This is a genomic window from Blautia sp. XA-2221 (genome assembly GCF_028767025.1).
Classification (GTDB): Bacteria; Bacillota; Clostridia; order Lachnospirales; family Lachnospiraceae; genus Blautia_A.
Map to the genome: position 1 here is coordinate 1 of NZ_JAJQXX010000005.1, position 21,836 is coordinate 21,836.

19 protein-coding genes are annotated in these 21,836 nt (G+C 45.1%); 18 read left to right on the plus strand and 1 reads right to left on the minus strand.

What is annotated here, in order from left to right:
• The first annotated feature begins 172 nt into the window (after positions 1 to 172).
• The 16 genes from LU279_RS05645 to LU279_RS05720 all read left to right on the plus strand — a co-directional run bounded on the left by LU279_RS05645 (position 173) and on the right by LU279_RS05720 (position 18,559).
• On the plus strand, positions 173 to 2,098 hold the full coding sequence (locus LU279_RS05645) for a DNA gyrase/topoisomerase IV subunit B (RefSeq protein WP_274421540.1): 1,926 nt from the start codon (positions 173 to 175) through the stop codon (positions 2,096 to 2,098).
• A gap of 226 nt (positions 2,099 to 2,324) precedes the next feature.
• Positions 2,325 to 4,571 (plus strand): DNA gyrase/topoisomerase IV subunit A, encoded by a 2,247-nt coding sequence (locus LU279_RS05650; protein ID WP_274421541.1) that lies wholly within the window; start codon positions 2,325 to 2,327, stop codon positions 4,569 to 4,571.
• 165 nt (positions 4,572 to 4,736) lie between these two features.
• The gene (rimP, locus tag LU279_RS05655) at positions 4,737 to 5,201 is read left to right on the plus strand and encodes a ribosome maturation factor RimP (RefSeq protein ID WP_274421543.1); all 465 of its coding nucleotides are present in this window, start codon (positions 4,737 to 4,739) and stop codon (positions 5,199 to 5,201) included.
• A gap of 31 nt (positions 5,202 to 5,232) precedes the next feature.
• On the plus strand, positions 5,233 to 6,468 hold the full coding sequence (gene nusA, locus LU279_RS05660) for a transcription termination factor NusA (protein ID WP_274421544.1): 1,236 nt from the start codon (positions 5,233 to 5,235) through the stop codon (positions 6,466 to 6,468).
• The gene (gene rnpM, locus LU279_RS05665) at positions 6,452 to 6,733 is read left to right on the plus strand and encodes an RNase P modulator RnpM (protein ID WP_138269889.1); all 282 of its coding nucleotides are present in this window, start codon (positions 6,452 to 6,454) and stop codon (positions 6,731 to 6,733) included. Before nusA ends, rnpM begins: the two co-directional genes overlap by 17 nt.
• Positions 6,717 to 7,034 (plus strand): L7Ae/L30e/S12e/Gadd45 family ribosomal protein, encoded by a 318-nt coding sequence (locus LU279_RS05670; RefSeq protein WP_274421545.1) that lies wholly within the window; start codon positions 6,717 to 6,719, stop codon positions 7,032 to 7,034. The genes rnpM and LU279_RS05670 overlap by 17 nt, the downstream gene beginning before the upstream one ends.
• Before the next feature lie 13 nt (positions 7,035 to 7,047).
• Complete coding sequence (infB, locus tag LU279_RS05675) at positions 7,048 to 9,903, plus strand: translation initiation factor IF-2 (protein ID WP_274421546.1); 2,856 nt, start codon at positions 7,048 to 7,050, stop codon at positions 9,901 to 9,903.
• Positions 9,904 to 9,915: 12 nt separating this feature from the next.
• The gene (rbfA, locus tag LU279_RS05680) at positions 9,916 to 10,299 is read left to right on the plus strand and encodes a 30S ribosome-binding factor RbfA (RefSeq protein WP_022067144.1); all 384 of its coding nucleotides are present in this window, start codon (positions 9,916 to 9,918) and stop codon (positions 10,297 to 10,299) included.
• Between the two features lie 11 nt (positions 10,300 to 10,310).
• The gene (locus LU279_RS05685) at positions 10,311 to 11,276 is read left to right on the plus strand and encodes a DHH family phosphoesterase (RefSeq protein ID WP_274421547.1); all 966 of its coding nucleotides are present in this window, start codon (positions 10,311 to 10,313) and stop codon (positions 11,274 to 11,276) included.
• Complete coding sequence (gene truB, locus LU279_RS05690; RefSeq protein ID WP_274421548.1) at positions 11,273 to 12,160, plus strand: tRNA pseudouridine(55) synthase TruB; 888 nt, start codon at positions 11,273 to 11,275, stop codon at positions 12,158 to 12,160. Before LU279_RS05685 ends, truB begins: the two co-directional genes overlap by 4 nt.
• A gap of 21 nt (positions 12,161 to 12,181) precedes the next feature.
• The gene (locus tag LU279_RS05695; protein WP_274421549.1) at positions 12,182 to 13,078 is read left to right on the plus strand and encodes a bifunctional riboflavin kinase/FAD synthetase; all 897 of its coding nucleotides are present in this window, start codon (positions 12,182 to 12,184) and stop codon (positions 13,076 to 13,078) included.
• Between the two features lie 79 nt (positions 13,079 to 13,157).
• Positions 13,158 to 14,798, plus strand: coding sequence for a Na/Pi cotransporter family protein (locus LU279_RS05700; protein WP_274421550.1), 1,641 nt, complete (start codon positions 13,158 to 13,160; stop codon positions 14,796 to 14,798).
• Between the two features lie 160 nt (positions 14,799 to 14,958).
• Complete coding sequence (gene rpsO / locus LU279_RS05705; RefSeq protein WP_015542977.1) at positions 14,959 to 15,225, plus strand: 30S ribosomal protein S15; 267 nt, start codon at positions 14,959 to 14,961, stop codon at positions 15,223 to 15,225.
• Positions 15,226 to 15,431: 206 nt separating this feature from the next.
• On the plus strand, positions 15,432 to 17,525 hold the full coding sequence (locus LU279_RS05710) for a polyribonucleotide nucleotidyltransferase (protein WP_274421553.1): 2,094 nt from the start codon (positions 15,432 to 15,434) through the stop codon (positions 17,523 to 17,525).
• Between the two features lie 12 nt (positions 17,526 to 17,537).
• Complete coding sequence (nrdG, locus tag LU279_RS05715) at positions 17,538 to 18,026, plus strand: anaerobic ribonucleoside-triphosphate reductase activating protein (protein ID WP_274421554.1); 489 nt, start codon at positions 17,538 to 17,540, stop codon at positions 18,024 to 18,026.
• 17 nt (positions 18,027 to 18,043) lie between these two features.
• Positions 18,044 to 18,559 carry a deoxyuridine 5'-triphosphate nucleotidohydrolase gene (locus LU279_RS05720; protein WP_274421555.1) on the plus strand — a complete coding sequence of 172 codons (516 nt, stop codon included), beginning with the start codon at positions 18,044 to 18,046 and terminating at the stop codon, positions 18,557 to 18,559.
• Positions 18,560 to 18,596: 37 nt separating this feature from the next.
• Here LU279_RS05720 and LU279_RS05725 read toward each other — a convergent pair whose 3' ends face one another.
• Positions 18,597 to 18,974, minus strand: coding sequence for a DUF1292 domain-containing protein (locus tag LU279_RS05725; protein WP_274421556.1), 378 nt, complete (start codon positions 18,972 to 18,974; stop codon positions 18,597 to 18,599).
• A 202-nt stretch (positions 18,975 to 19,176) separates the two neighbouring features.
• Here LU279_RS05725 and LU279_RS05730 point away from each other — a divergent pair, with 202 nt between their 5' ends.
• Together LU279_RS05730 and LU279_RS05735 are read left to right on the plus strand one after the other, a co-directional pair.
• Positions 19,177 to 19,929 carry an exodeoxyribonuclease III gene (locus LU279_RS05730; protein ID WP_274421558.1) on the plus strand — a complete coding sequence of 251 codons (753 nt, stop codon included), beginning with the start codon at positions 19,177 to 19,179 and terminating at the stop codon, positions 19,927 to 19,929.
• Positions 19,930 to 19,993: 64 nt separating this feature from the next.
• Entirely contained in the window at positions 19,994 to 21,835 is a 1,842-nt protein-coding gene (locus LU279_RS05735) for a Type II secretory pathway, pullulanase PulA and related glycosidase (RefSeq protein ID WP_274421560.1), read from the plus strand.
• The last annotated feature ends 1 nt before the right edge of the window (position 21,836 follow it).

Below are 21,836 nucleotides of genomic sequence, written 5' to 3' on the forward strand. Positions count from 1 at the left end.
TTAGAAGAAGTATTAAATTCTTAAAAAAGATACTGAAAGCAGATTAGGAAAGGAAAATCATTCATGCGTTTGTCGTGTTTTTTTCATTTACCATACTTGCAAAAAGCACAGGAATGGGTTATGATACAGAACGAATGTTTGAAATGAGAGAAAGAAAGGAAATAAGACAGTCATGGCAAAGAAGGAAACGTATGATGCAGGAAGTATTTCCGTCCTGGAAGGGCTGGAAGCAGTGCGGAAACGTCCCGGTATGTATATAGGAAGTGTTTCAAGAAAGGGGTTGAATCACCTTATTTATGAGATCGTGGACAATGCGGTGGACGAGCATCTTGCAGGATACTGCACCAACATCCATGTGGTTCTGGAAAAGGACGGCTCCTGCACGGTTGCTGACAACGGAAGAGGAATCCCTGTAGATATGCATGAAAAAGGCGTTTCTGCAGAGCGTCTGGTATTTACCACACTTCATGCAGGTGGTAAATTTGATAATTCTGCCTATAAGACAAGCGGCGGTCTTCACGGAGTGGGTTCGTCGGTGGTAAATGCTCTGTCCACATATCTTGACATTAAGATCAGCAGAGACGGCTATGTACACCATGACCGTTATGAAAGAGGAATTCCTGCCATTGAGCTGGAGGACGGACTTCTGCCAAAGCTCGGGCGGACAAGGGAGACCGGAACCTGCGTGAATTTTCTGCCGGATCCGGAGATATTTGAAAAAACAAGATTTTCTGCAACGGAGGTAAAAAGCCGTCTTCATGAAACTGCTTATCTGAATCCTGAACTGACTATTCTTTTTGAGGATAAAAGAGGGGATGAAATCGAAGCTGAGGAGTACCATGAACCGGAAGGAATTGTGGGCTATCTTCGTGATCTGAACCATAAATCGGAAGTGTTACATGAGCCGGTTCTACTGAAGGGAGAGGCAGACGGCATTCAGGTGGAGGCAGCTTTCCAGTATACAAACGAATTTCGTGAAAACGTTCTGGGCTTCTGCAACAATATTTACAACGCAGAGGGTGGAACACATCTGACAGGTTTTAAAACTACGTTTACCACGGTGATGAATACGTATGCCCGTGAGATTGGTGTGTTAAAGGACAAGGACGCCAACTTTACCGGAGCAGATATACGAAACGGAATGACAGCAGTGGTGTCCATCAAGCATCCGGCGCCCAGATTTGAGGGACAGACAAAAACAAAGCTGGATAATCAGGATGCGGCAAAAGCTACAGGAAAAGTGCTGGGAGAGCAGCTTGTTCTGTTTTTTGACCGTAATCTGGAAACTCTGAAAACAGTTCTTTCCTGTGCGGAAAAGGCTGCCAAGATCCGTAAAACTGAGGAGCGTGCCAAAACCAATCTTCTTACAAAGCAGAAATATTCTTTTGATTCCAATGGCAAGCTGGCTAACTGTGAGAAAAAGGATCCTTCCCAGTGCGAGATTTTTATTGTGGAGGGAGATTCTGCAGGCGGTTCTGCAAAGACAGCCCGCAACCGGAATTACCAGGCTATTCTTCCAATCAGAGGAAAAATCCTGAATGTAGAAAAAGCGACTATTGATAAGGTGCTTGCAAATGCGGAGATCAAGACTATGATAAACGCATTTGGCTGCGGTTTCTCAGAGGGCTACGGAAATGACTTTGATATCAGCAAGCTGCGTTATGACAAGATCGTGATCATGGCAGATGCAGATGTGGACGGAGCCCATATTTCCACCCTGCTGCTGACTTTGTTTTATCGTTTTATGCCGGAGCTTATTTATGAGGGACATGTATATATTGCTATGCCGCCTCTTTATAAAGCCATGCCGAAAAAAGGCCCGGAGGAGTACCTTTATGATGATAAGGCTCTGGAAAAATACCGCAAAACCCATAAGCCGGGAAGTTTTACCCTCCAGAGGTACAAAGGTCTTGGAGAGATGGACGCAGATCAGCTGTGGGAGACAACGTTAAATCCTGAGACAAGAAGAATGAAGCGAGTGGAGATCGAGGATGCCCGTCTTGCATCCAGTATCACAGAAATCCTTATGGGAAGCGACGTTCCGCCACGTAAGGCCTTTATTTATGAACATGCGGCAGATGCAGAGCTGGATGTGTAAAAAACAGAAACAGCAACAGGATCATAGTTCCGTTTCGGGAACATAGAAACGATAACAGCAATAGGAACAGAGTTCCGTTTTGAGAATACAGAAATAATATCAGAAATGGGAGCAGAGTTCCGTTTCGAGAATATAAAAACAAAATCGGGAATGGATGCAGGAATTCTCTCCCGATAAAATGGCAGTGTCAGAGCTGCTTCAATGGAATGTTTGAAAGGAATAACAGATGGAAACAAAACAGGAAAATATTGTCCGGACAGATTATTCGGAGATTATGCAGAAATCATATATTGACTATGCCATGAGCGTGATTATTTCCCGTGCTCTTCCTGATGTGAGAGACGGACTGAAACCGGTGCAGCGAAGAACGCTGTATGATATGTATGAGCTTGGAATCCGCTATGACAGGCCATACCGTAAATGTGCCCGTATCGTAGGCGATACCATGGGTAAGTACCATCCTCACGGCGACAGTTCTATTTATGAAGCACTTGTTGTGATGGCTCAGGAGTTTAAAAAAGGAAAAACTCTTGTGGACGGTCATGGAAACTTTGGCTCTATAGAGGGAGACGGCGCTGCTGCCATGCGATACACAGAAGCCCGGCTGGAAAAACTGACCCAGGAGGTTTTCCTGGAGGATCTGGACAAAAATGTTGTGGATTTTGTGCCGAACTTTGATGAGACAGAAAAGGAACCCTCTGTACTTCCGGTAAAGATTCCAAATCTTCTTGTAAATGGTGCGGAAGGAATTGCAGTAGGTATGGCAACCAGCATCCCGCCTCATAATCTGGGCGAGGTGATCGATGCAGTAAAAGCATATATGAAAGATGATCAGATCAGTATCAGAGGTCTGATGCGTTATATTAAGGGACCGGATTTTCCTACCGGAGGAATTGTGGTCAACAAGGACGATCTGAAAAAAATCTATGAGACAGGAACCGGAAAGCTGAGGATCCGGGGCAGGGTCACAACTGAGAAGCTGAAGGGCGGCAAAAAGCAGCTTGTGATCACAGAGATTCCTTATACCATGCTTGGTGCAAACATCGGCAAGTTTCTTAATGACGTAGCTTCTCTTGTGGAAACAAAAAAAACTACGGACATTGTGGATATTTCCAATCAATCTTCCAAGGAGGGAATCCGGATTGTCCTGGAGCTGAAAAAAGACACAGATGTAGAAAATCTCACCAATATGCTTTATAAAAAAACCCGGCTGGAGGATACTTTTGGCGTAAATATGCTGGCGGTTGCAAATGGAAGGCCGGAAACTCTCAGCCTGAAGCAGGTGATCGAGCATCATGTAGATTTTCTTTTTGAGGTAACTACGAGAAAATACAATACCCTTCTGGGCAGAGAACTGGAAAAACAGGAGGTTCAGGAAGGACTGATCAAGGCCTGTGATGTGATCGACCTGATCATTGAGATACTCCGCGGCAGCAAAAACCGGGAACAGGTAAAGAAGTGTCTTGTGGAAGGAACTGCCGAAGGGATTCACTTTAAGACAAAGGCAAGTGAGAAAGCGGCGAAAAAACTTCAGTTTACAGAGAAGCAGGCCACAGCTATCCTGGATATGCGGCTTTACAAACTCATCGGTCTGGAGATCGAGGCTCTTCAGGCAGAGTATGAGCAGACTATGAAAAATATTGCTCTTTATAAGGATATTCTGGATCATTATGACTCCATGGCAGAGGTGATCATAAAAGAGCTGGATGCCATTAAGAAAGAATACAGTACAAAAAGACGAACCTCCGTTGAAAATGCAGAGGAAGCTGTTTACGAAGAAAAGAAAATGGAGGAAACAGAGGTCTGCTTCCTGATGGATCGTTTTGGCTATATGAAGCTGATCGACAAAAATGCCTATGAAAGAAATAAGGAAGCTGCCTGCAGTGAGAACCGTTATGTGTTTACCTGTATGAATACGGACAAAATCTGTCTTTTTACAGACAACGGCAAGCTTCATACCATTAAGGCTGTGGATATTCCTCTTGTAAGATTCAGGGACAAAGGAACACCGGCAGACAATCTGAGTAACTATGACAGTGCGGCAGAACAGATTCTTTACGTGGCGCCTGTCAGTCAGATTAAAAATGACACCCTTCTTTTTGTAACAAAAACCTCCATGTGTAAGTTGGTGGAGGGCAAAGAGTTTGACGTTGCCAAGCGCACCATTGCTTCCACGAAGCTTGCGGACGGTGATGAAGTGATCTTTGTGGGAAGCGCCGGGGAAATGGAACAGGTGGTTTTGCAGAGTGTGAGAGGAAGTTTCCTGAGATTCTTAAAGAATGAGGTTTCCACTATGAAAAAGACCTCTATCGGAGTAAGAGGAATGAAACTGGCAGACGGGGATCAGCTGGAGCACGCGTACCTTCTGGGAGGCCATCAGGAGTATACGATCACCTTCCGCGACAAGCCTTATGTACTGAATAAAGTGCGCCTTGCAAAGCGTGATACAAAAGGGGTCAGACCGAGGCTCTGAAATTAATCCTTGCTTTTCCTTATGGAAGGTGCTATGATAATTATAACATGATAACGGATAGCATAAGAGTGGACTTCGGTCCACTCTTTTTGCGAAAGTGATCATACATCGGGAAATGACAGTGTGTGATCCGGCATCCGTATGTGCGAAAGGCAGGTGGAAAACATGAGCAGAAGAGAAGAATACGAACAGAAGGCAGAAGCCCTTCTTGCTCCCATTGTGGAGGAAGCAGGCTTTGAGCTTGTGGATGTGGAGTATGTGAGGGAAGCAGGAAACTGGTACCTGAGAGGCTATATTGACAAGCCGGGCGGCATTACGGTAAATGACTGTGAGGCAGTCAGCCGGAAGTTCAGCGACCGACTTGATGAGGATGATTTTATTGAGGACAGCTATATCATGGAGATCAGTTCTCCCGGTCTTGACAGACCTCTGAAAAAAGAAAAAGACTTTGTCAGAAGCATGGGAAAAGCTGTAGAACTCCGTACCTACCGTCCCATAGAAAAACAAAAAGAATTCAGCGGAATTCTGACTGCATATGATGATAACAGTGTGACGATTGAGGAGGACGGTGCTTTACGCACATTTGATAAAAAGGAAATTGCCCTGATCCGTTTGAAAATCGAATTTTAACAGTGTAGAAAAACAGGAGGAAAGAAGAAAAATGAACAGAGAGTTAATGGAAGCACTGGATATCCTGGAAAAAGAAAAAAATATCAGTAAGGATACTCTGCTGGGGGCTATTGAGCAGTCACTGATCCAGGCTTGCAAGAACCATTTTGGCAAGGCAGACAACGTGCATGTGACCATTGATCCGGAAACATGTGATTTCAGCGTTTATGCAGAGCGTATCGTAACAGATTTTGTTGAGGACCCGGCATTGGAAATCTCTCTTATTGATGCACAGAAGATCAATGCAAATGCCGAGGAGGGAGACACGGTAAGAGTGCAGATCCAGTCCAAAGAGTTCGGACGTATCGCAACACAGAATGCCAAGAACGTGATCCTTCAGAAAATCCGTGAGGAAGAGCGCAAGGTTCTTTACGATCAGTATTACGGACAGGAAAAAGAAGTTGTCACAGGTATTGTACAGCGTATCATGGGCAGAAATGTCAGTGTGAATCTGGGCAAAGCAGACGGAATGTTAAGCGAGAATGAACAGGTTAAGGGTGAGGAATTCCATCCTACTGAGAGAATCAAGGTTTATATCCTTGAGGTTAAAGATACTCCCAAGGGACCGCGTATTCTTGTTTCCAGAACACATCCGGGACTTGTGAAACGTCTGTTTGAATCAGAAGTGGCAGAGGTAAGGGATGGAACAGTAGAGATCAAGAGTATTGCCAGAGAAGCAGGTTCCCGTACAAAGATTGCCGTATGGAGCAATGACCCGGATGTAGATCCGGTAGGCGCCTGTGTAGGTATGAACGGAGCCAGAGTCAACGCTATTGTTGAGGAGCTTCGCGGCGAGAAGATCGATATCATCAACTGGGATGAGAACCCGGCGATCCTGATCGAGAATGCTTTAAGTCCGGCAAAGGTTATTGCAGTTATGGCAGACCCGGATGAAAAAACAGCGCTTGTAGTTGTTCCGGATTACCAGCTTTCTCTTGCAATCGGCAAAGAAGGACAGAATGCCCGTCTGGCAGCTCGTCTTACCGGATTTAAAATTGATATCAAGAGCGAAACTCAGGCAAGAGAGTCCGGCGAGCTGTATGACTATGACGAGGAGTATGAGGAAGACGAATACTACACAGATGAGGAACACAGCGAAGAGGCAGCCGTGGAGCAGGAAACTGAGGATGAGGTGACAGAAGAAGCTTCCGTGGAAGCAGAGGACACCGAAGATACTGCAGAACATGCTGAAGAATCCGGCGAAGAAGAGTATGAAAGCGAAAACTAAAATCCCCATGCGCCAGTGTACCGGGTGCAGGGAAATGAAAAATAAAAAAGAAATGATGCGGGTTTTAAAGACTCCGGAAAATGAGATTCTTCTGGATACTACAGGAAGAAAAAACGGACGGGGTGCATACCTGTGCATTTCCATGGAATGTCTGAATAAGGCAGTAAAGAATCACGGGATCGAACGTTCACTGAAAACAGAGATTCCGCAGGAGGTCTACGAGGACCTGAAAAAGGAGTTTGAAAAGCTTGAAAAACAGCAGTAAAGTTTTATCATTGGTAGGACTTGCCACAAGGGCGGGAAAAACCGTCAGTGGAGAATTTTCCACAGAAAAGTCCGTCAAAACAGGAAAAGGCTTTCTTGTTCTGGTGGCCGAAGACGCGTCAGAAAACACACGGAAGAAATTCCGGGACATGTGCGATTTTTATGAAGTACCGGTTTATGTTTTTGGAGATAAAGAAGAACTGGGAAAATACTGCGGAAAGGAGTTCCGCGCCAGCCTTGCGGTTCAGGATGAAAATTTTGCGAAAGCGATCTTGAAGGAACTTGAGAAATCACAGACCTGAAGGAGGGAATTGCATGGCAAAGATCAGAGTGCATGAGCTGGCTGCCAGAATCGGCAGACAGAACAGAGAAGTCATAGAAGCTTTAAAAGAAAAAGGTGTGGAAGTCAAAAGCCATATGAGCAGTCTTGACGAAGCATCTGTTGCATATATCAACCAGAAATTTTTACACAGGGGAAAGGAGCAGATTACCAAGGTGGATAATTCCAGAACAGAAGAAAAGATGGTAACAGCGAAGCCGGAAGCAGAAAAAGCGGAGGCTCCCAAAAAGAAAAAAAATATTATTCGTGTGTATCACGCACAGAATGCCAGCGATGGAGGCAAAAACAGACCGAAACGTCAGGCACAGGATAGGAAACCGGGGGCAAAAGGTCCACAGGCGGCAAAAGCGCCGAGAAACACAGAGGCAGCGCCAAAGAAACCGGCTGAAGCAGTAAAACGTCAGCCAGAGGCTCCGGCAGCAAGACCGACAGAACAGGCAAAGACACCGGAAACAAAGAACCCGGAGACAGCAGCGCAGAATACAGGAAAGAACAGACCTTCTCAGGAGCAGACAGGAGGAAGAAACCAGAACCGTCAGCCAAGAGAACGCAGAGAGGGAAGCCGTGACAACAATCGTGACGGACGTGACAGAAACCGTGATTTCCGTGGCGGAGACAGAAGATCTTCTGACAACAGAGGCCAGGGACGCCCTCAGGGAGGCGGTCAGGGAAGACCTGCAAGAAATAATGACGGAAGACCGGTAAGAAACGGAGAAGGCGGAAATCGTCCTGCAAGAGGCGGCCAGGGAGGAAGACCTCAGGGTCAGGGACGTCCTCAGGGAGGCGGTCAGGGAAGACCTGACGGAAATAACCGCTTTGCAGGCGGAAATCGTTCCGGCCAGCGTCCGGGAGGAAGAAGAAATGACGGCGACGCAGTATTTACTCCGGAGCTGACAAAGACCTCCAAGGACAGCAAGAGAGAGCGCGACAGAGAAAATAAAAACAAAAAGAAAGATTTTGATAAATCCCAGGGCGGCGGACACAGACCGAATCAAGGCGGAAGACGAAATATGTCCAGACTTCCAAAAGCTCTTCAGAAACCGACTCCGCAGCCGAAACAGGAAGAGAAGAAGCCAGAGATCAAGGAGATTACTCTTCCAGAAAAAATGACGATCCGCGAGCTTGCAGAGGCTATGAAAATGCAGCCGTCTGTAATTGTGAAAAAGCTCTTTATGGAAGGAACCATGGTAACCGTAAACCATGAGATCGATTTTGAAAAAGCTCAGGAAATTGCTCTGGGTTATGACATTATCGCAGAGCCTGAAGAGAAAGTAGATGTGATCGGAGAGCTTCTGAAAGAAGAGGAAGAAGATGAAGCTGATATGGTTTCCAGACCTCCGGTAGTCTGCGTTATGGGTCACGTTGACCATGGTAAAACTTCTCTTCTTGATGCTATCCGTAATACAAGCGTAACAAGAGGAGAGGCCGGCGGAATCACACAGCACATTGGTGCTTATGTGGTAGAAAACGGCGGTCAGAAGATTACTTTCCTGGATACACCGGGACATGAGGCTTTTACAGCCATGCGTATGCGTGGTGCCAATGCAACGGATATTGCAGTTCTTGTTGTAGCGGCAGACGACGGTGTAATGCCTCAGACAGTAGAGGCTATCAGTCATGCCAAGGCAGCAGGCGTAGAGATCATTGTTGCCATTAACAAAATTGATAAGCCAAGCGCAAATGTAGAGAGAGTAAAACAGGAACTTTCTGAGTACGAGCTGATTCCTGAGGATTGGGGCGGAAGCACAATCTTTGTTCCGGTTTCCGCACATACAGGAGAAGGCATTGACACTCTTCTGGAAATGATCCTTCTTTCTGCAGAAGTATGTGAGCTGAAAGCAAACCCCAACCGTGCGGCAAGAGGTCTTGTGATCGAGGCTCAGCTTGATAAGGGCAAGGGTCCGGTTGCCACAATCCTGGTACAGAAAGGAACCCTTCACGTAGGTGATTTTATTGCAGCAGGCGCATGCAGCGGAAAGGTCCGCGCTATGATGGATGATAAGGGACGCAGAGTAAAAGAGGCAGGCCCTTCTACTCCGGTTGAGATCCTGGGTCTGGGAGATGTTCCAAATGCAGGTGAGATCCTGATGTCCTTCCCAAGTGACAAAGAAGCCAAAAACTTTGCAGGAGCCTTTGTATCTGAGAACAAGAACCGTCTTCTTGAGGAAACAAAAGGCAAGCTTTCCCTGGATAATCTTTTTGACCAGATTCAGGCAAGCGATCTGAAAGAGCTTCCGCTTATTGTCAAGGCTGACGTACAGGGTTCTGTGGAGGCAGTGAAGCAGAGTCTTACCAAGCTTTCCAATGAAGAGGTTGTTGTCCGTGTGATCCACGGAGGCGTTGGCGCAGTAAATGAATCTGACGTTTCTCTTGCAGCAACTTCCAATGCCATTATCATTGGATTTAATGTGCGTCCGGATGCTATGGCAAAACAGCTTGCAGATCAGGAAGGCGTAGATCTTCGTCTGTACAGAGTTATCTATCAGGCTATCGAAGACGTGGAAGCTGCCATGAAGGGTATGCTGGATCCGGTATTCGAGGAAAAGGTGATCGGCCATGCAGAGGTCCGTCAGCTGTTCAAGGCTTCCGGAGTAGGAACAATTGCAGGAAGCTATGTGCTTGACGGTATTTTCCAGAGAAACTGTAAGGTTCGCATTACAAGAGAAGGCGAGCAGATCTTTGAGGGCGAGCTTGCATCCCTGAAGAGATTTAAAGATGATGTAAAAGAAGTAAAGGCAGGCTACGAGTGTGGTCTTGTATTTGACGGCTTTAACGATATCAAAGAAGAAGACCGCGTAGAGGCCTATATCATGGTAGAGGTACCAAGATAGGAGTGAGCATAAATGAGAAAAAACAGTATTAAGAATACAAGGATCAACGGAGAAGTTCTGAAAGAATTAAGCTCCATTATCCGTGGGGAGATCAAAGATCCCCGTATTCATCCCATGACATCTGTCATGGCTGTAGAAGTGGCTCCTGATTTAAAAACATGTAAGGCATATATCAGTGTTCTGGGAAATGATGAGGCAAAAAAAGCCACTATCACAGGTCTGAAAAGTGCAGAAGGCTATATCAGACGCCAGCTTGCAAAGAACCTGAATCTCAGAAATACACCGGAAATCCGTTTTATCCTGGACGAATCCATTGAGTATGGAGTAAACATGTCGAAAATGATCGATGAAGTGACCAGAAAAGATGCTTCTTCTGAGAAGCCTGAGGAAGAGTAAGAGGGATAGATATGAAGAACATTTCAGAGGTACTGACCGGTGTAAGGACAATGGGGATCGCCGGACACATCAGACCGGATGGGGACTGTGTAGGTTCCTGTATGGCTCTGTATCTTTATGTGACAGAGCATTTTCCGGAAATTGATGTCAGGATATATCTGGATCATCCCAAGCCTGTCTTTTCCCATATTGACAGAATTGGCGATATCCGTACAGAGGCAGACGGAGACAGAGAGTTTGATCTCTTTGTAACCTGCGACGTAAGCGCGCGGGACCGTCTGGCTGTGGCGGACGAATATTTTGACAGGGCGAAAAAGACCGTGTGTATTGATCATCATGTCAGCAATCCGGGATTTGCGGATATCAACCATGTAAGGGGGGATGTCAGCTCCTGCTGTGAGGTTCTTTACGGACTTCTGGATGCAGACAAGGTGAACCGTCCGGTTGCGGCGGCCATTTATACAGGCATGATCCATGATACTGGTGTATTCCAGTATTCTTCTACCTCTCCGGAAACTATGAGGATAGCCGGAGAACTGATGAAAACAGGATTTGAGTTTAACAGGATCATTGACCAGTCTTTTTATGAGAAAACCTATATTCAGAATCAGGTTATGGGCAGGGTGCTGGCAGAAAGCATTCTGATTATGAACGGCGCATGTATCATCGGTTATCTTCGCAAAAAAGACATGGAATTTTACGGCGTGGACGGCAAGGATCTGGACGGTATCGTCAGTCAGCTGCGTCTTACCAAAGGCGTGGAGGTTGCCATGTTCCTTTATGAGACAGAAACTCAGACTTTTAAGGTTTCGTTGAGATCCAATGGTCGCGTGGATGTCAGCAAGATTGCAGTATATTTTGGCGGAGGCGGTCATACAAGAGCTGCCGGCTGCGATCTTCAAGGTTCCATGTATGATGTGATCAACAATGTGACAAGAGAGATCGAGCGCCAGATCTGCGGGGAGAAAGTCAGATGATGGACGGAGTTCTGATCGTAAAAAAAGAAAAGGGGTTTACCTCCCATGATGTGGTGGCAAAGCTCCGGGGAATCCTGCGAATGAAAAAAATCGGCCACACAGGAACTCTGGATCCGGAAGCAGAGGGGGTTCTGCCGGTTGTTCTCGGTAAGGCCACCCGGCTTGTGGATATGCTGACAGAAAAAGAAAAAACCTACGAGGCTCTTCTGCATCTGGGAATTGAAACAGATACTCAGGACATGACGGGAAGTGTACTGAGGGAGCTTCCTGTTACAGTTACGGAAGAGGATGTAAAAAAAACAGTGGAAACCTTTCTGGGAGAGCAGCAGCAGATTCCGCCCATGTATTCTGCATTGAAAGTGGATGGAAAAAAACTGTATGAACTTGCCAGAGAAGGGAAAACTGTAGAACGTAAGCCAAGAACTGTATATTTCCGGGAGATTAGAATACTGGAAATGGAACTTCCTCTCGTAAGGATTTCTGTTACCTGCAGCAAGGGTACTTATATCCGTACACTTTGTCACGATATTGGACAGAAGCTGGGCTGCGGAGGCTGCATGGAAGAACTGCTCCGCACAAAGTCCGGTCAGTTTTCACTGGAAGACAGTCTGACTCTCGGGCAGATCCAGACGCTGGCAGATCAGGGAGAGATAGAAGAACATCTGATTGAAATCCGGGAAATTCTGGGAGAGTATCCTGCTCTTTCCGGTAAAAAAATGGCAGACAGACTTCTAAAAAACGGAAATCCTGTAACAGAAGCGCTGGTTGACGGCAGTTACAGAGACGGATGGGTGCGGATGCACACAAGTGAAGGTGAGTTTATCGGAATTTACCAGTGGCATCCGGCAAGTGAAGCCTATCGTCCGGTAAAAATGTTTTTATAATATATGCATCAGGAGTAGGACATGGAATACATGAGAATTGAAGATCAGTTTCCCAGACTGAACAACAGTGCGGTAACGCTGGGGAAATTTGACGGTATTCACCGGGGACACAGGAAACTGATGGAAAAAATCCTGGAGCAGAAAAAAGAAACCGGAGCCCAGGCGGTTGTTCTGGCCTTTGTTTCTGACAGAAAAACAGTTCTTACAAATTCAGAACGAAGAGATTTTCTGGAACACATGGGAGCAGATATCCTGCTGGAATGTCCTTTGACCGGCGCCATCAGACATATGAAAGCGGAAACCTTTATCCGTCAGGTGCTGGTTGGAGCTTTGCAGGCATCTTTTGTGACTGTGGGAGAGGATTTTCGTTTTGGCTTTGAGCGAAAAGGGACACCGGAACTTCTGAAAAAATACGGTGGCAAATATGGATTTGAGGTGGAAATTCTTTCCAAGGAGATGGACGGTTCCAGAAAGATCAGCAGCACCTATATCAGAGAGGAGCTTGCAAAGGGCAACATGGAAAAAGTATCCTCGCTGCTGGGATTTGACTATTTTGTTTCCGGGATCGTGGAGCATGGAAGAGGAATGGGGCATCGGGAATTTTTTCCTACTGCCAACCTGATTCCCATGCCGGAAAAACTTCTGCCTCCTAACGGTGTCTATATTACTTTGTCCAGCTTCGGACAGGAGATTTATCCGGGCATTACCAATGTGGGATATAAACCAACGGTAGGGGAAAACTTTATTGGAGTGGAATCCTATCTTTTTGACTGTGAAAAAAATCTTTATGGAAAAAACTGTACTGTAGAATTCAGGAAATTTCTCAGAAAAGAACAAAAATTTTCTTCCTATGAAGCTCTGAAAGAGCAGATACAGAAAGATATCCGGATGGGTGAGGAATACTTTCGCAGAGGCTGAAAGGTTCTGAACAGTCACAGGTGTCTTCTGTACGAGGGGAAACATTGATAAAAGGAGAATATACAAGGGAGAACAGAGAATGGCAGGGATTATTCTAGGTTTGATGGGCGGCCTTGGTATGTTTTTGTACGGCATGAAGCTTATGAGCGACGGGCTGGAAAAAGCAGCAGGGGCCAAAATGAGAAGTATTCTGGAGTTTTTTACAAAAACTCCGCTCAGAGGCATTCTCGTCGGAACATTTTTTACGGCGGTGATCCAATCCTCAAGTGCGTCTACTGTTATGGTAGTCAGCTTTGTGAACTCCGGTCTGATGAATCTTTATCAGGCGGCCGGAGTGATCATGGGTGCCAACATCGGTACCACAGTAACTTCGCAGCTGATTTCGTTGAACTTGTCTGCGCTTGCGCCGGCAATCGTCATGGCTGGTGTAGTCATGGTAATGTTCTGCAACAAAACAAAGATACAGAGAGCAGGAGAAGTTCTTCTGGGCTTTGGTATTTTGTTTATGGGACTTTCAGGAATGTCTGATTCCATGTCAGTTCTTCGTGAATCACCACAGGTAGTGGAGATCATGAGTTCTCTGACAAGTCATTTCCTGGCGGTTATGGTAGGACTTGTTGTAACAACTGTGCTTCAGAGCTCTTCTGCAACAGTAGGTATTGTCCTGCTGCTGGCACAGCAGGGACTTCTGGATATCCGCATTTGTTATTTTATTATTTTCGGATGCAACATTGGTTCCTGTGTATCCGCACTGCTTGCATCAATTAATGGAAAGAAGATTGCAAAACGTGCAGCATTGATTCATCTTTTCTTCAACATTATCGGTACCGGAATCATGTATGTGATATTCAGTTTTGCGTTGGAACCGATCACAGGCTTTATCAGCATGATCTCTCATGGCAATATTGCAAGAGAGGTGGCAAATGCTCATACTATGATCAAGCTGGTGGAAGTGCTGCTTCTGTTTCCGTTTATCAAGCAGATCGTCAGACTTACAGGATTCTTTGTACGGGATGAAGAAAAAGTATCACCGCAGGAATTCCAGCTTCAGTATATTGGCGCAAAGTCTGTATTTTCACCTACGACCGCAGTGTTTGAGGCAACCAGAGAAATGGAGCGTATGGGAAAAATCGCCATTGAGAATCTGAGACACTCCATGGATGCTCTGTTTACAATGAATGACAAGGAGATCCAGGAGGTTTATGAGACAGAAAATCAGATCAATTTCCTGAACCATGCCATTACCGATTATCTGGTAAAAGTAAACCAGACTACGCTTCCGACAGAGGATAAAAAAAGCATCGGCGGTCTGTTCCATGTGGTCAATGATATCGAGCGTATTGGAGACCATGCGGAGAATGTGGCGGATGCTGCCAGAAAGCGCATGGCAGATCAGGTGGAATTCAGTCCTCAGGCAAAACGGGAACTGAGCGAAATGCTGGATGCGGTTGTCACAATTACCACTTATTCGCTGGATATGTTCTCTCATAATAATCAGGAACATATGCAGGAGATCCTTGATCTGGAAAACAAAGTGGACCGAATGGAAAGAGAGCTTCAGGAATCTCATATTCAGCGTCTTACAAGAAATGAATGTACGGCGGAGGCAGGAATGATGTTTTCGGATCTTCTTTCCGGTCTGGAGCGTGTGGCAGATCATGCAACCAATATCGCTTTTTCTCTTACAGAGGAAGATACGGCGGATTCTGTAAAAAAATAAATAATCATTTACAGCCAATATCTTTTGTGCTATACTGATTTAGGTGTGAATCAGCCCGCATTCAGAGACAGGAATCTCCAACCATTTCTTAATGCGAGGCGGTCAGAAAAAGATGTCCACAGGACATCCGAAAATAATATATTTTAAGGAGGAAATCACAATGATTTCAAAAGAGAAAAAACAGGCAATTATGAAAGAATATGCAAGATGCGAGGGTGACACAGGTTCACCGGAGGTACAGGTTGCAGTTCTTACAGCAAGAATTCAGGAACTTACAGAGCATTTACAGACACATCACAAAGATCATCACTCCAGAAGAGGTCTTCTGAAGATGGTTGGTCAGAGAAGAGGTCTGCTGGCATACCTGAAAAAAACAGACATCGAAAGATACCGTGCACTGATTGAAAAATTAGGTTTAAGAAAATAATTAGTTTGCGGAAGGGCGGATTTCCATCCGCCCTGTTTTACTACAAAAAAGAAGGGGATTTTATGCTGCTTGTCTGAAATCAGAGAGTAATTTCCGAGACTACTGAAAAGCCCGTGTGCGGCGTCAGGCGGTTTTTTCAGTTGTTTCGGACTCCTGTTTGACAGGGCAGCAAACAGCCCGTACAATATTAAAAAAGGAGAAAAACTATGTACAAAAGTTATTCTATGGAACTGGCCGGAAGAACACTTACAGTAGATGTAGGACGTGTTGCAAAACAGGCCAACGGTGCAGCTCTTATGCACTATGGAGATACTACAGTTCTCTCAACAGCAACAGCTTCCAAGGAGCCGAGAGAGGGGATTGACTTTTTCCCGTTAAGTGTTGAGTATGAAGAAAAAATGTATGCAGTAGGAAAAATCCCGGGAGGATTTAATAAAAGAGAGGGAAAGGCAAGCGAGCATGCAATCCTTACTTCCCGTGTGATCGACCGTCCTATGCGTCCTCTGTTTCCAAAGGATTACAGAAATGACGTAACACTGGTAAATATGGTAATGTCTGTTGATCCGGAATGTAACCCGGAAATTCCGGCAATGCTTGGTTCTGCCATTGCAACCTGTATTTCTGACATTCCGTTTGACGGCCCCTGCGCTACCACTCAGGTTGGCCTCATTGACGGTGAGTTTGTGATCAACCCGTCTTTGGCACAGAAGGAAATTTCTGATCTTCAGCTTACGGTTGCTTCTACAAGAGAAAAAGTCATCATGATCGAAGCCGGAGCAAACGAGGTTCCGGAAGACAAAATGATCGAGGCAATTTACAAAGCTCATGAAGTAAACCAGGAGATCATCCGTTTTATTGATAAAATCGTTGCAGAATGCGGAAAAGAAAAACATCTGTATGCTTCCTGCGCTGTATCGGAAGAGCTGTTCGCAGCAATCCGTGAGATCGTTCCTCCGGAAGAAATGGAAGAGGCTGTATTTACAGATGATAAGCAGACAAGAGAAGAAAATATCCGTGAGATCACAGCAAGACTTCAGGATAAATTCGCAGATAATGAAGAATGGCTGAACGTACTTGGAGAAGCTGTTTACCAGTATCAGAAAAAGACTGTCCGCAAGATGATCCTGAAAGATCACAAGCGTCCGGACGGACGTAAGATCACAGAGATTCGTCCTCTTGCAGCAGAAGTGGATCTGATCCCGAGAGTTCACGGTTCTGCAATGTTTACCCGTGGACAGACTCAGATCTGTACCGTGACAACTCTGGCTCCTCTTTCCGAGGCTCAGAGACTGGACGGACTGGATGAATTTGAAACTTCCAAGAGATATATGCACCACTACAATTTCCCGTCCTATTCTGTAGGTGAGACAAAACCGTCAAGAGGACCGGGACGCCGTGAGATCGGTCATGGAGCTCTGGCTGAAAGAGCGCTTGTTCCTGTGCTTCCGTCAGCTGAGGACTTCCCTTATGCAATCCGTACCGTATCTGAGACTTTTGAGTCAAATGGTTCTACTTCTCAGGCAAGTATCTGTGCATCCACAATGTCTCTGATGGCAGCCGGTGTACCGATCCGTAAACCGGTAGCAGGAATTTCCTGTGGTCTGGTAACAGGCGCAACAGATGACGACTATATTGTTCTTACGGACATTCAGGGACTTGAGGATTTCTTTGGCGATATGGACTTCAAGGTAGCCGGAACTCACGAAGGTATCACTGCTATCCAGATGGACATTAAGATCCACGGACTTACCAGACCGATCGTAGAAGAAGCAATCCGCAGAACAAAAGAGGCAAGAGAATATATCCTTACAGAGGTTATGGAAAAATGTATTGCAGAGCCTCGCAGCAATGTAAATAAATACGCTCCTAAGATCATTCAGATCCAGATCGATCCTCAGAAGATCGGTGATGTTGTCGGTCAGAGAGGAAAAACTATCAACGCTATTATCGAGCGTACAGGTGTACAGATCGATATCAGTGATGAAGGCGCTGTATCTATTTGCGGAGTAGATCAGAGAGGTATGGACGAGGCGGCTCATATGATTGAAATGATCACAACAGATTTTGAGGCAGGACAGCTCTTTACAGGAAAGGTTGTCAGCATCAAGGAGTTTGGCGCATTTGTTGAGTTTGCGCCGGGTAAAGAGGGCATGGTTCATATTTCCAAGATCGCAAAAGAAAGAATCGACAAGGTAGAAGATGTTCTGAGCATTGGCGATGAAGTAAAAGTCATCTGTCTTGGAAAAGACAAAATGGGCAGAATCAGCTTCAGCATTAAGGATGTGCCGGAAGAGGCATAAAAAAGAGGTTTTATGAGATATCATAATATAACAAAGGACGATATGCTCAATGGAGACGGACTCCGTGTGGTACTTTGGGTGGCAGGCTGCAATCACTGCTGCAAAGAATGTCAGAATCCCATTACCTGGGATCCAAACGGAGGTCTTGCCTTCACGGAAGCAGAAGAAAAAGAAATTTTTGCAGAGCTGGACAAGGATTATATCAGCGGGATCACCTTTTCGGGAGGAGATCCCCTGCATCCTGCAAATATTGCAGGCGTAACAGATTTTGCAAAAAAAATCCGTCAGAAATATCCGGAAAAAACCATATGGCTTTATACCGGATCTCTCTGGGAAGAAATACAGAATGAAGAGATTGTTCAGTACCTTGATGTGTGTGTGGACGGGGAGTTTCTTGTGAAGCGCAAAGATCCCGCTCTTCGCTGGAAGGGGTCAGACAATCAGCGTGTGATTGATGTTCCTGCAACACTTCGCCAGGGAGAAATTATTCTTCACGCATGATCATTAAGGAGAGCAGAATGAGAAGAATTGCAAAATTTCATAAAGTAAGCGAAAAACGTTTCCTTGAGGACTGGAAAGATACTTTTCCTGATGCAGAGGAAGAAGAGATCAGAAAGATTTATGAAGAGGTTCGGCTTCCCGAAAGAGCTACTGCAGGAAGCGCAGGCTATGATTTCTTTTCACCTGCAGATTTCAGTCTTGCGCCTGGTGAGATCATCAAAATCCCAACAGGAATCCGGGTGGAAATGGAACAGGACTGGGTTCTGAAATGCTATCCCAGAAGTGGGCTTGGATTCAAGTACCGTCTGCAGCTGAACAATACGGTGGGCATTATTGACAGTGATTATTTTTACTCTGACAATGAAGGGCATATTTTTGCCAAGCTGACAAATGACGGAAGAGAAGGAAAAACTGTAGAACTTACAAAAGGAACCGGATTTATGCAGGGGATTTTTGTAGAGTACGGAATTACCGTAGATGATGATGCTCAGGGTATTCGAAACGGTGGTTTTGGAAGCACAACAAATAAATAATCAATAAAGACTATTATAAAACAGGAGAGCCTGGAAATTAATCCAGAAGCTCTCCTGTTTCTTCAATTTCTTCTGCTTTACGGGCATTTTCGAGGATCGTGTTAAATGCCTCTGCAGCTTTTGCATATTCGTCGTCACTTTCAATATTTGCCAGCATGGGATCTCCGTTCTCTGTGCGGGAGAATACATAAAGATATACTTCTCCGCTATTGTTCTGGCCATTTTCGTCAAGAGGAAGAAGCGCAATGTACTCTTTTTCTTCTACAGGGTAGATAGTAAGAACAGCGCATTCTACTTCTGTATCGTCATCCAGTGTCAGACTGATGGTATTTGGTGTCTGGTTCTGACTGGAGCTGCAGCCTGAGCAGGAAGCACAGTCGCTGGAGCTGCAGGAACTTGTAAATTCTTCGTTCATGTGGTTTCCTCACTTTTCTGTATTTACCCAGGTCAGCTGACCGGGGATTATGAACCATTTTATCAGATAAGCACCGGCTTGTAAACAGTAACAGAAAAACCATAGTAGTAAATACGGAAATTACAAAACAGGTTTGGTATCAAAGGTTAAATATGGTATACTGTAAGTATCAAAGATTGAGAAACGTAACAGGAGGAAAAAATTGAAGCTTATTTCGTGGAATGTAAATGGAATCAGAGCCTGTATCACAAAAGGTTTTGAGGAGAGCTTTCAGAAACTGGATGCAGATATCTTCTGCATTCAGGAAACAAAATGTCAGGAAAATCAGGTGAAGCTGGAACTTCCCGGCTATTATCAGTACTGGAATTTTGCCAATCGGAAAGGATATTCCGGAACGGCAGTGTTTACCAGACAGGAGCCGCTGAACGTTGTAAATGGAATTGGAATAGAGGAACACGATAAAGAGGGGCGTGTGATTACTCTGGAGTTTGAGAAATTTTATCTGGTGACAGTATACACTCCAAACTCTCAGAGCGAGCTGAGACGACTTTCCTATCGTATGGAGTGGGAAAGAGACTTTCTGGCATATCTTCTGAAACTGCAGGAAAAGAAACCTGTGGTCTGCTGTGGAGATTTTAATGTAGCAGTGGAAGATATAGATATTAAAAATCCACAAACAAACCATAACAGCGCAGGATTTACGGATGCCGAAAGAAGTCAGTTCCGTAACCTGCTGGCATCCGGTTTTACAGATACCTATAGATATTTACATCCGGATGAAGTAAAATATTCTTGGTGGTCTTATCGCTTTAAAGCCAGAGAGCGAAATGCGGGCTGGCGGCTTGATTATTTCTTACTTTCCGATTTTGTAAACGATAAAATTATAAATTCTGAGATTATGACAGATATCTACGGCTCGGATCACTGTCCGGTAGAGCTGGATCTCAATATTTAAAGCTTCCATATCAGTGAAAAAATAATATAGGATACGATCAGGAAGCTGAAAAGGAGAGAAGGTCATGGAGAAAAGAGACAGGATAGTGATCCGAAACGGAAATCCCGTAATGCTTGGGGCCAATAGAAATAACGAAGGAATGAATTTTGCGGTAGAAGTTTTGCCGGGATCAGAGGCGTCTCTGGTTCTGTATCAGAAGGGCAGCGCAGTTCCCAGCAGAGAGATTCCTTTTACAGAACGCACGGGAAAAATATGCACTCTGTTGGTTTCAGGGCTGAATACAAAAAAATACGAATACAATTTTCGAATTGATGGAAAAATCATTCAGGACCCATTTGCCTATGGCATCTGTGGAAGAGAACAGTTTGGAGTTCCGGGAAACGGGGAAAAGGGAGATCAGATCCGCTGTACTTTTCTTACAGAAAAGGAATATGACTGGGAGGAAGATCAGTTTCCGGATATTCCATACCGGGATCTGATTTTATATAAGGTTCATGTAAGAGGATATACGAAGCAGCAGAAAATAGCTCAGAAACGAAGAGGAACTTTCAGCGGACTGAAGGATATGATTCCCTACTGGAAAGAACTGGGCATTAATGCAGTGGTACTGATGCCGGCTTATGAATTTATGGAGCTGCCGGATCCGGATGGGGAATCGGGACATATGATCACAGAAAACCGAAACTGTGAGAGAGTAAATTACTGGGGCTATGTAAAAGGTTTTTATTTTGCGCCAAAGCGCTCTTACTGTGCTACAAGGGAACCGGAAAACGAATTCCGGGATCTGGTCAAGGCTCTTCATAAGGCAGGAATGGAATGCATGATGGAACTGTATTTTCCTGGTGGAACCAGCCCTCTTACAGCACTTAGAGCTGCTTGGTTCTGGAGAAACTATTATCATGTGGACGGTTTTCATTTTATGGGAGACGGCGTGCCTGTGGAGCTTCTTGCAGGAGATTCGATTCTGTACGGGGCAAAGAAGCTTTTTCAGAATTTATCTGTCAGCGCTGAGGATGAAATGTCTGCGGAATGTACAGAGGCATTTCAGAAAGATATGCGCCGTTATCTGAAAAGTGATGAGGGAATGCTTCCGGCAACGGAATATCATATACGTCATATTCGGAATGCAGGGGGAACTGTCCATTATATGGCAAGTCAGGATGGTTTTACCCTTTATGATGCAGTTTCTTATAATTACCGTCACAATGAAGCAAACGGAGAAAATAATCAGGACGGCAGTGAATATAATTATTCCTGGAACTGCGGGATTGAAGGGCCGACCAGAAAGTTTGCGATAAAAAAAATGAGGGAGCAGCAGATAAAAAATGCATTTCTTATGCTTCTGCTCAGTCAGGGAACGCCTGTGATCTATGGGGGAGACGAATTCTGTAACTCTCAGAACGGAAACAATAATGCCTGGTGTCAGGATAATCCTGTTGGGTGGACTGACTGGAAGGCTCTGAGAAAAAATAAAAAGATTTTTGAATTTGTAAAGGAAGCAATTGCTTTCCAGAAAGCTCACCCGGTTCTTCACATGGAAAAGGAACCAAAAGGCTCTGATTATCTTGCAAAAGGTTTTCCGGACATTTCTTTCCATGGAGAGAGGGCCTGGTATCTGAATCAGGAAAATACCAGCCGTCTTCTCGGGGTGATGTACTGCGGTTCCTATGCAAAAAAAGAAGACGGTTCAGAGGATGATTTTATTTATGTGGGATATAATTTTCACTGGGAAAACAGAACCATTGCTCTTCCCAATCTTCCGGAAGGCATGATCTGGAAAAAAACAGCCGATACCTCAGATACCGAGGAAGGAGATTTTTTCCGGGAAAGAGAAGAGTCTTACAAAAAAAATATAGAGATCAATCCCCGTACCATTGTGGTGCTGACAGGCAAAAAGGAGGAATAAG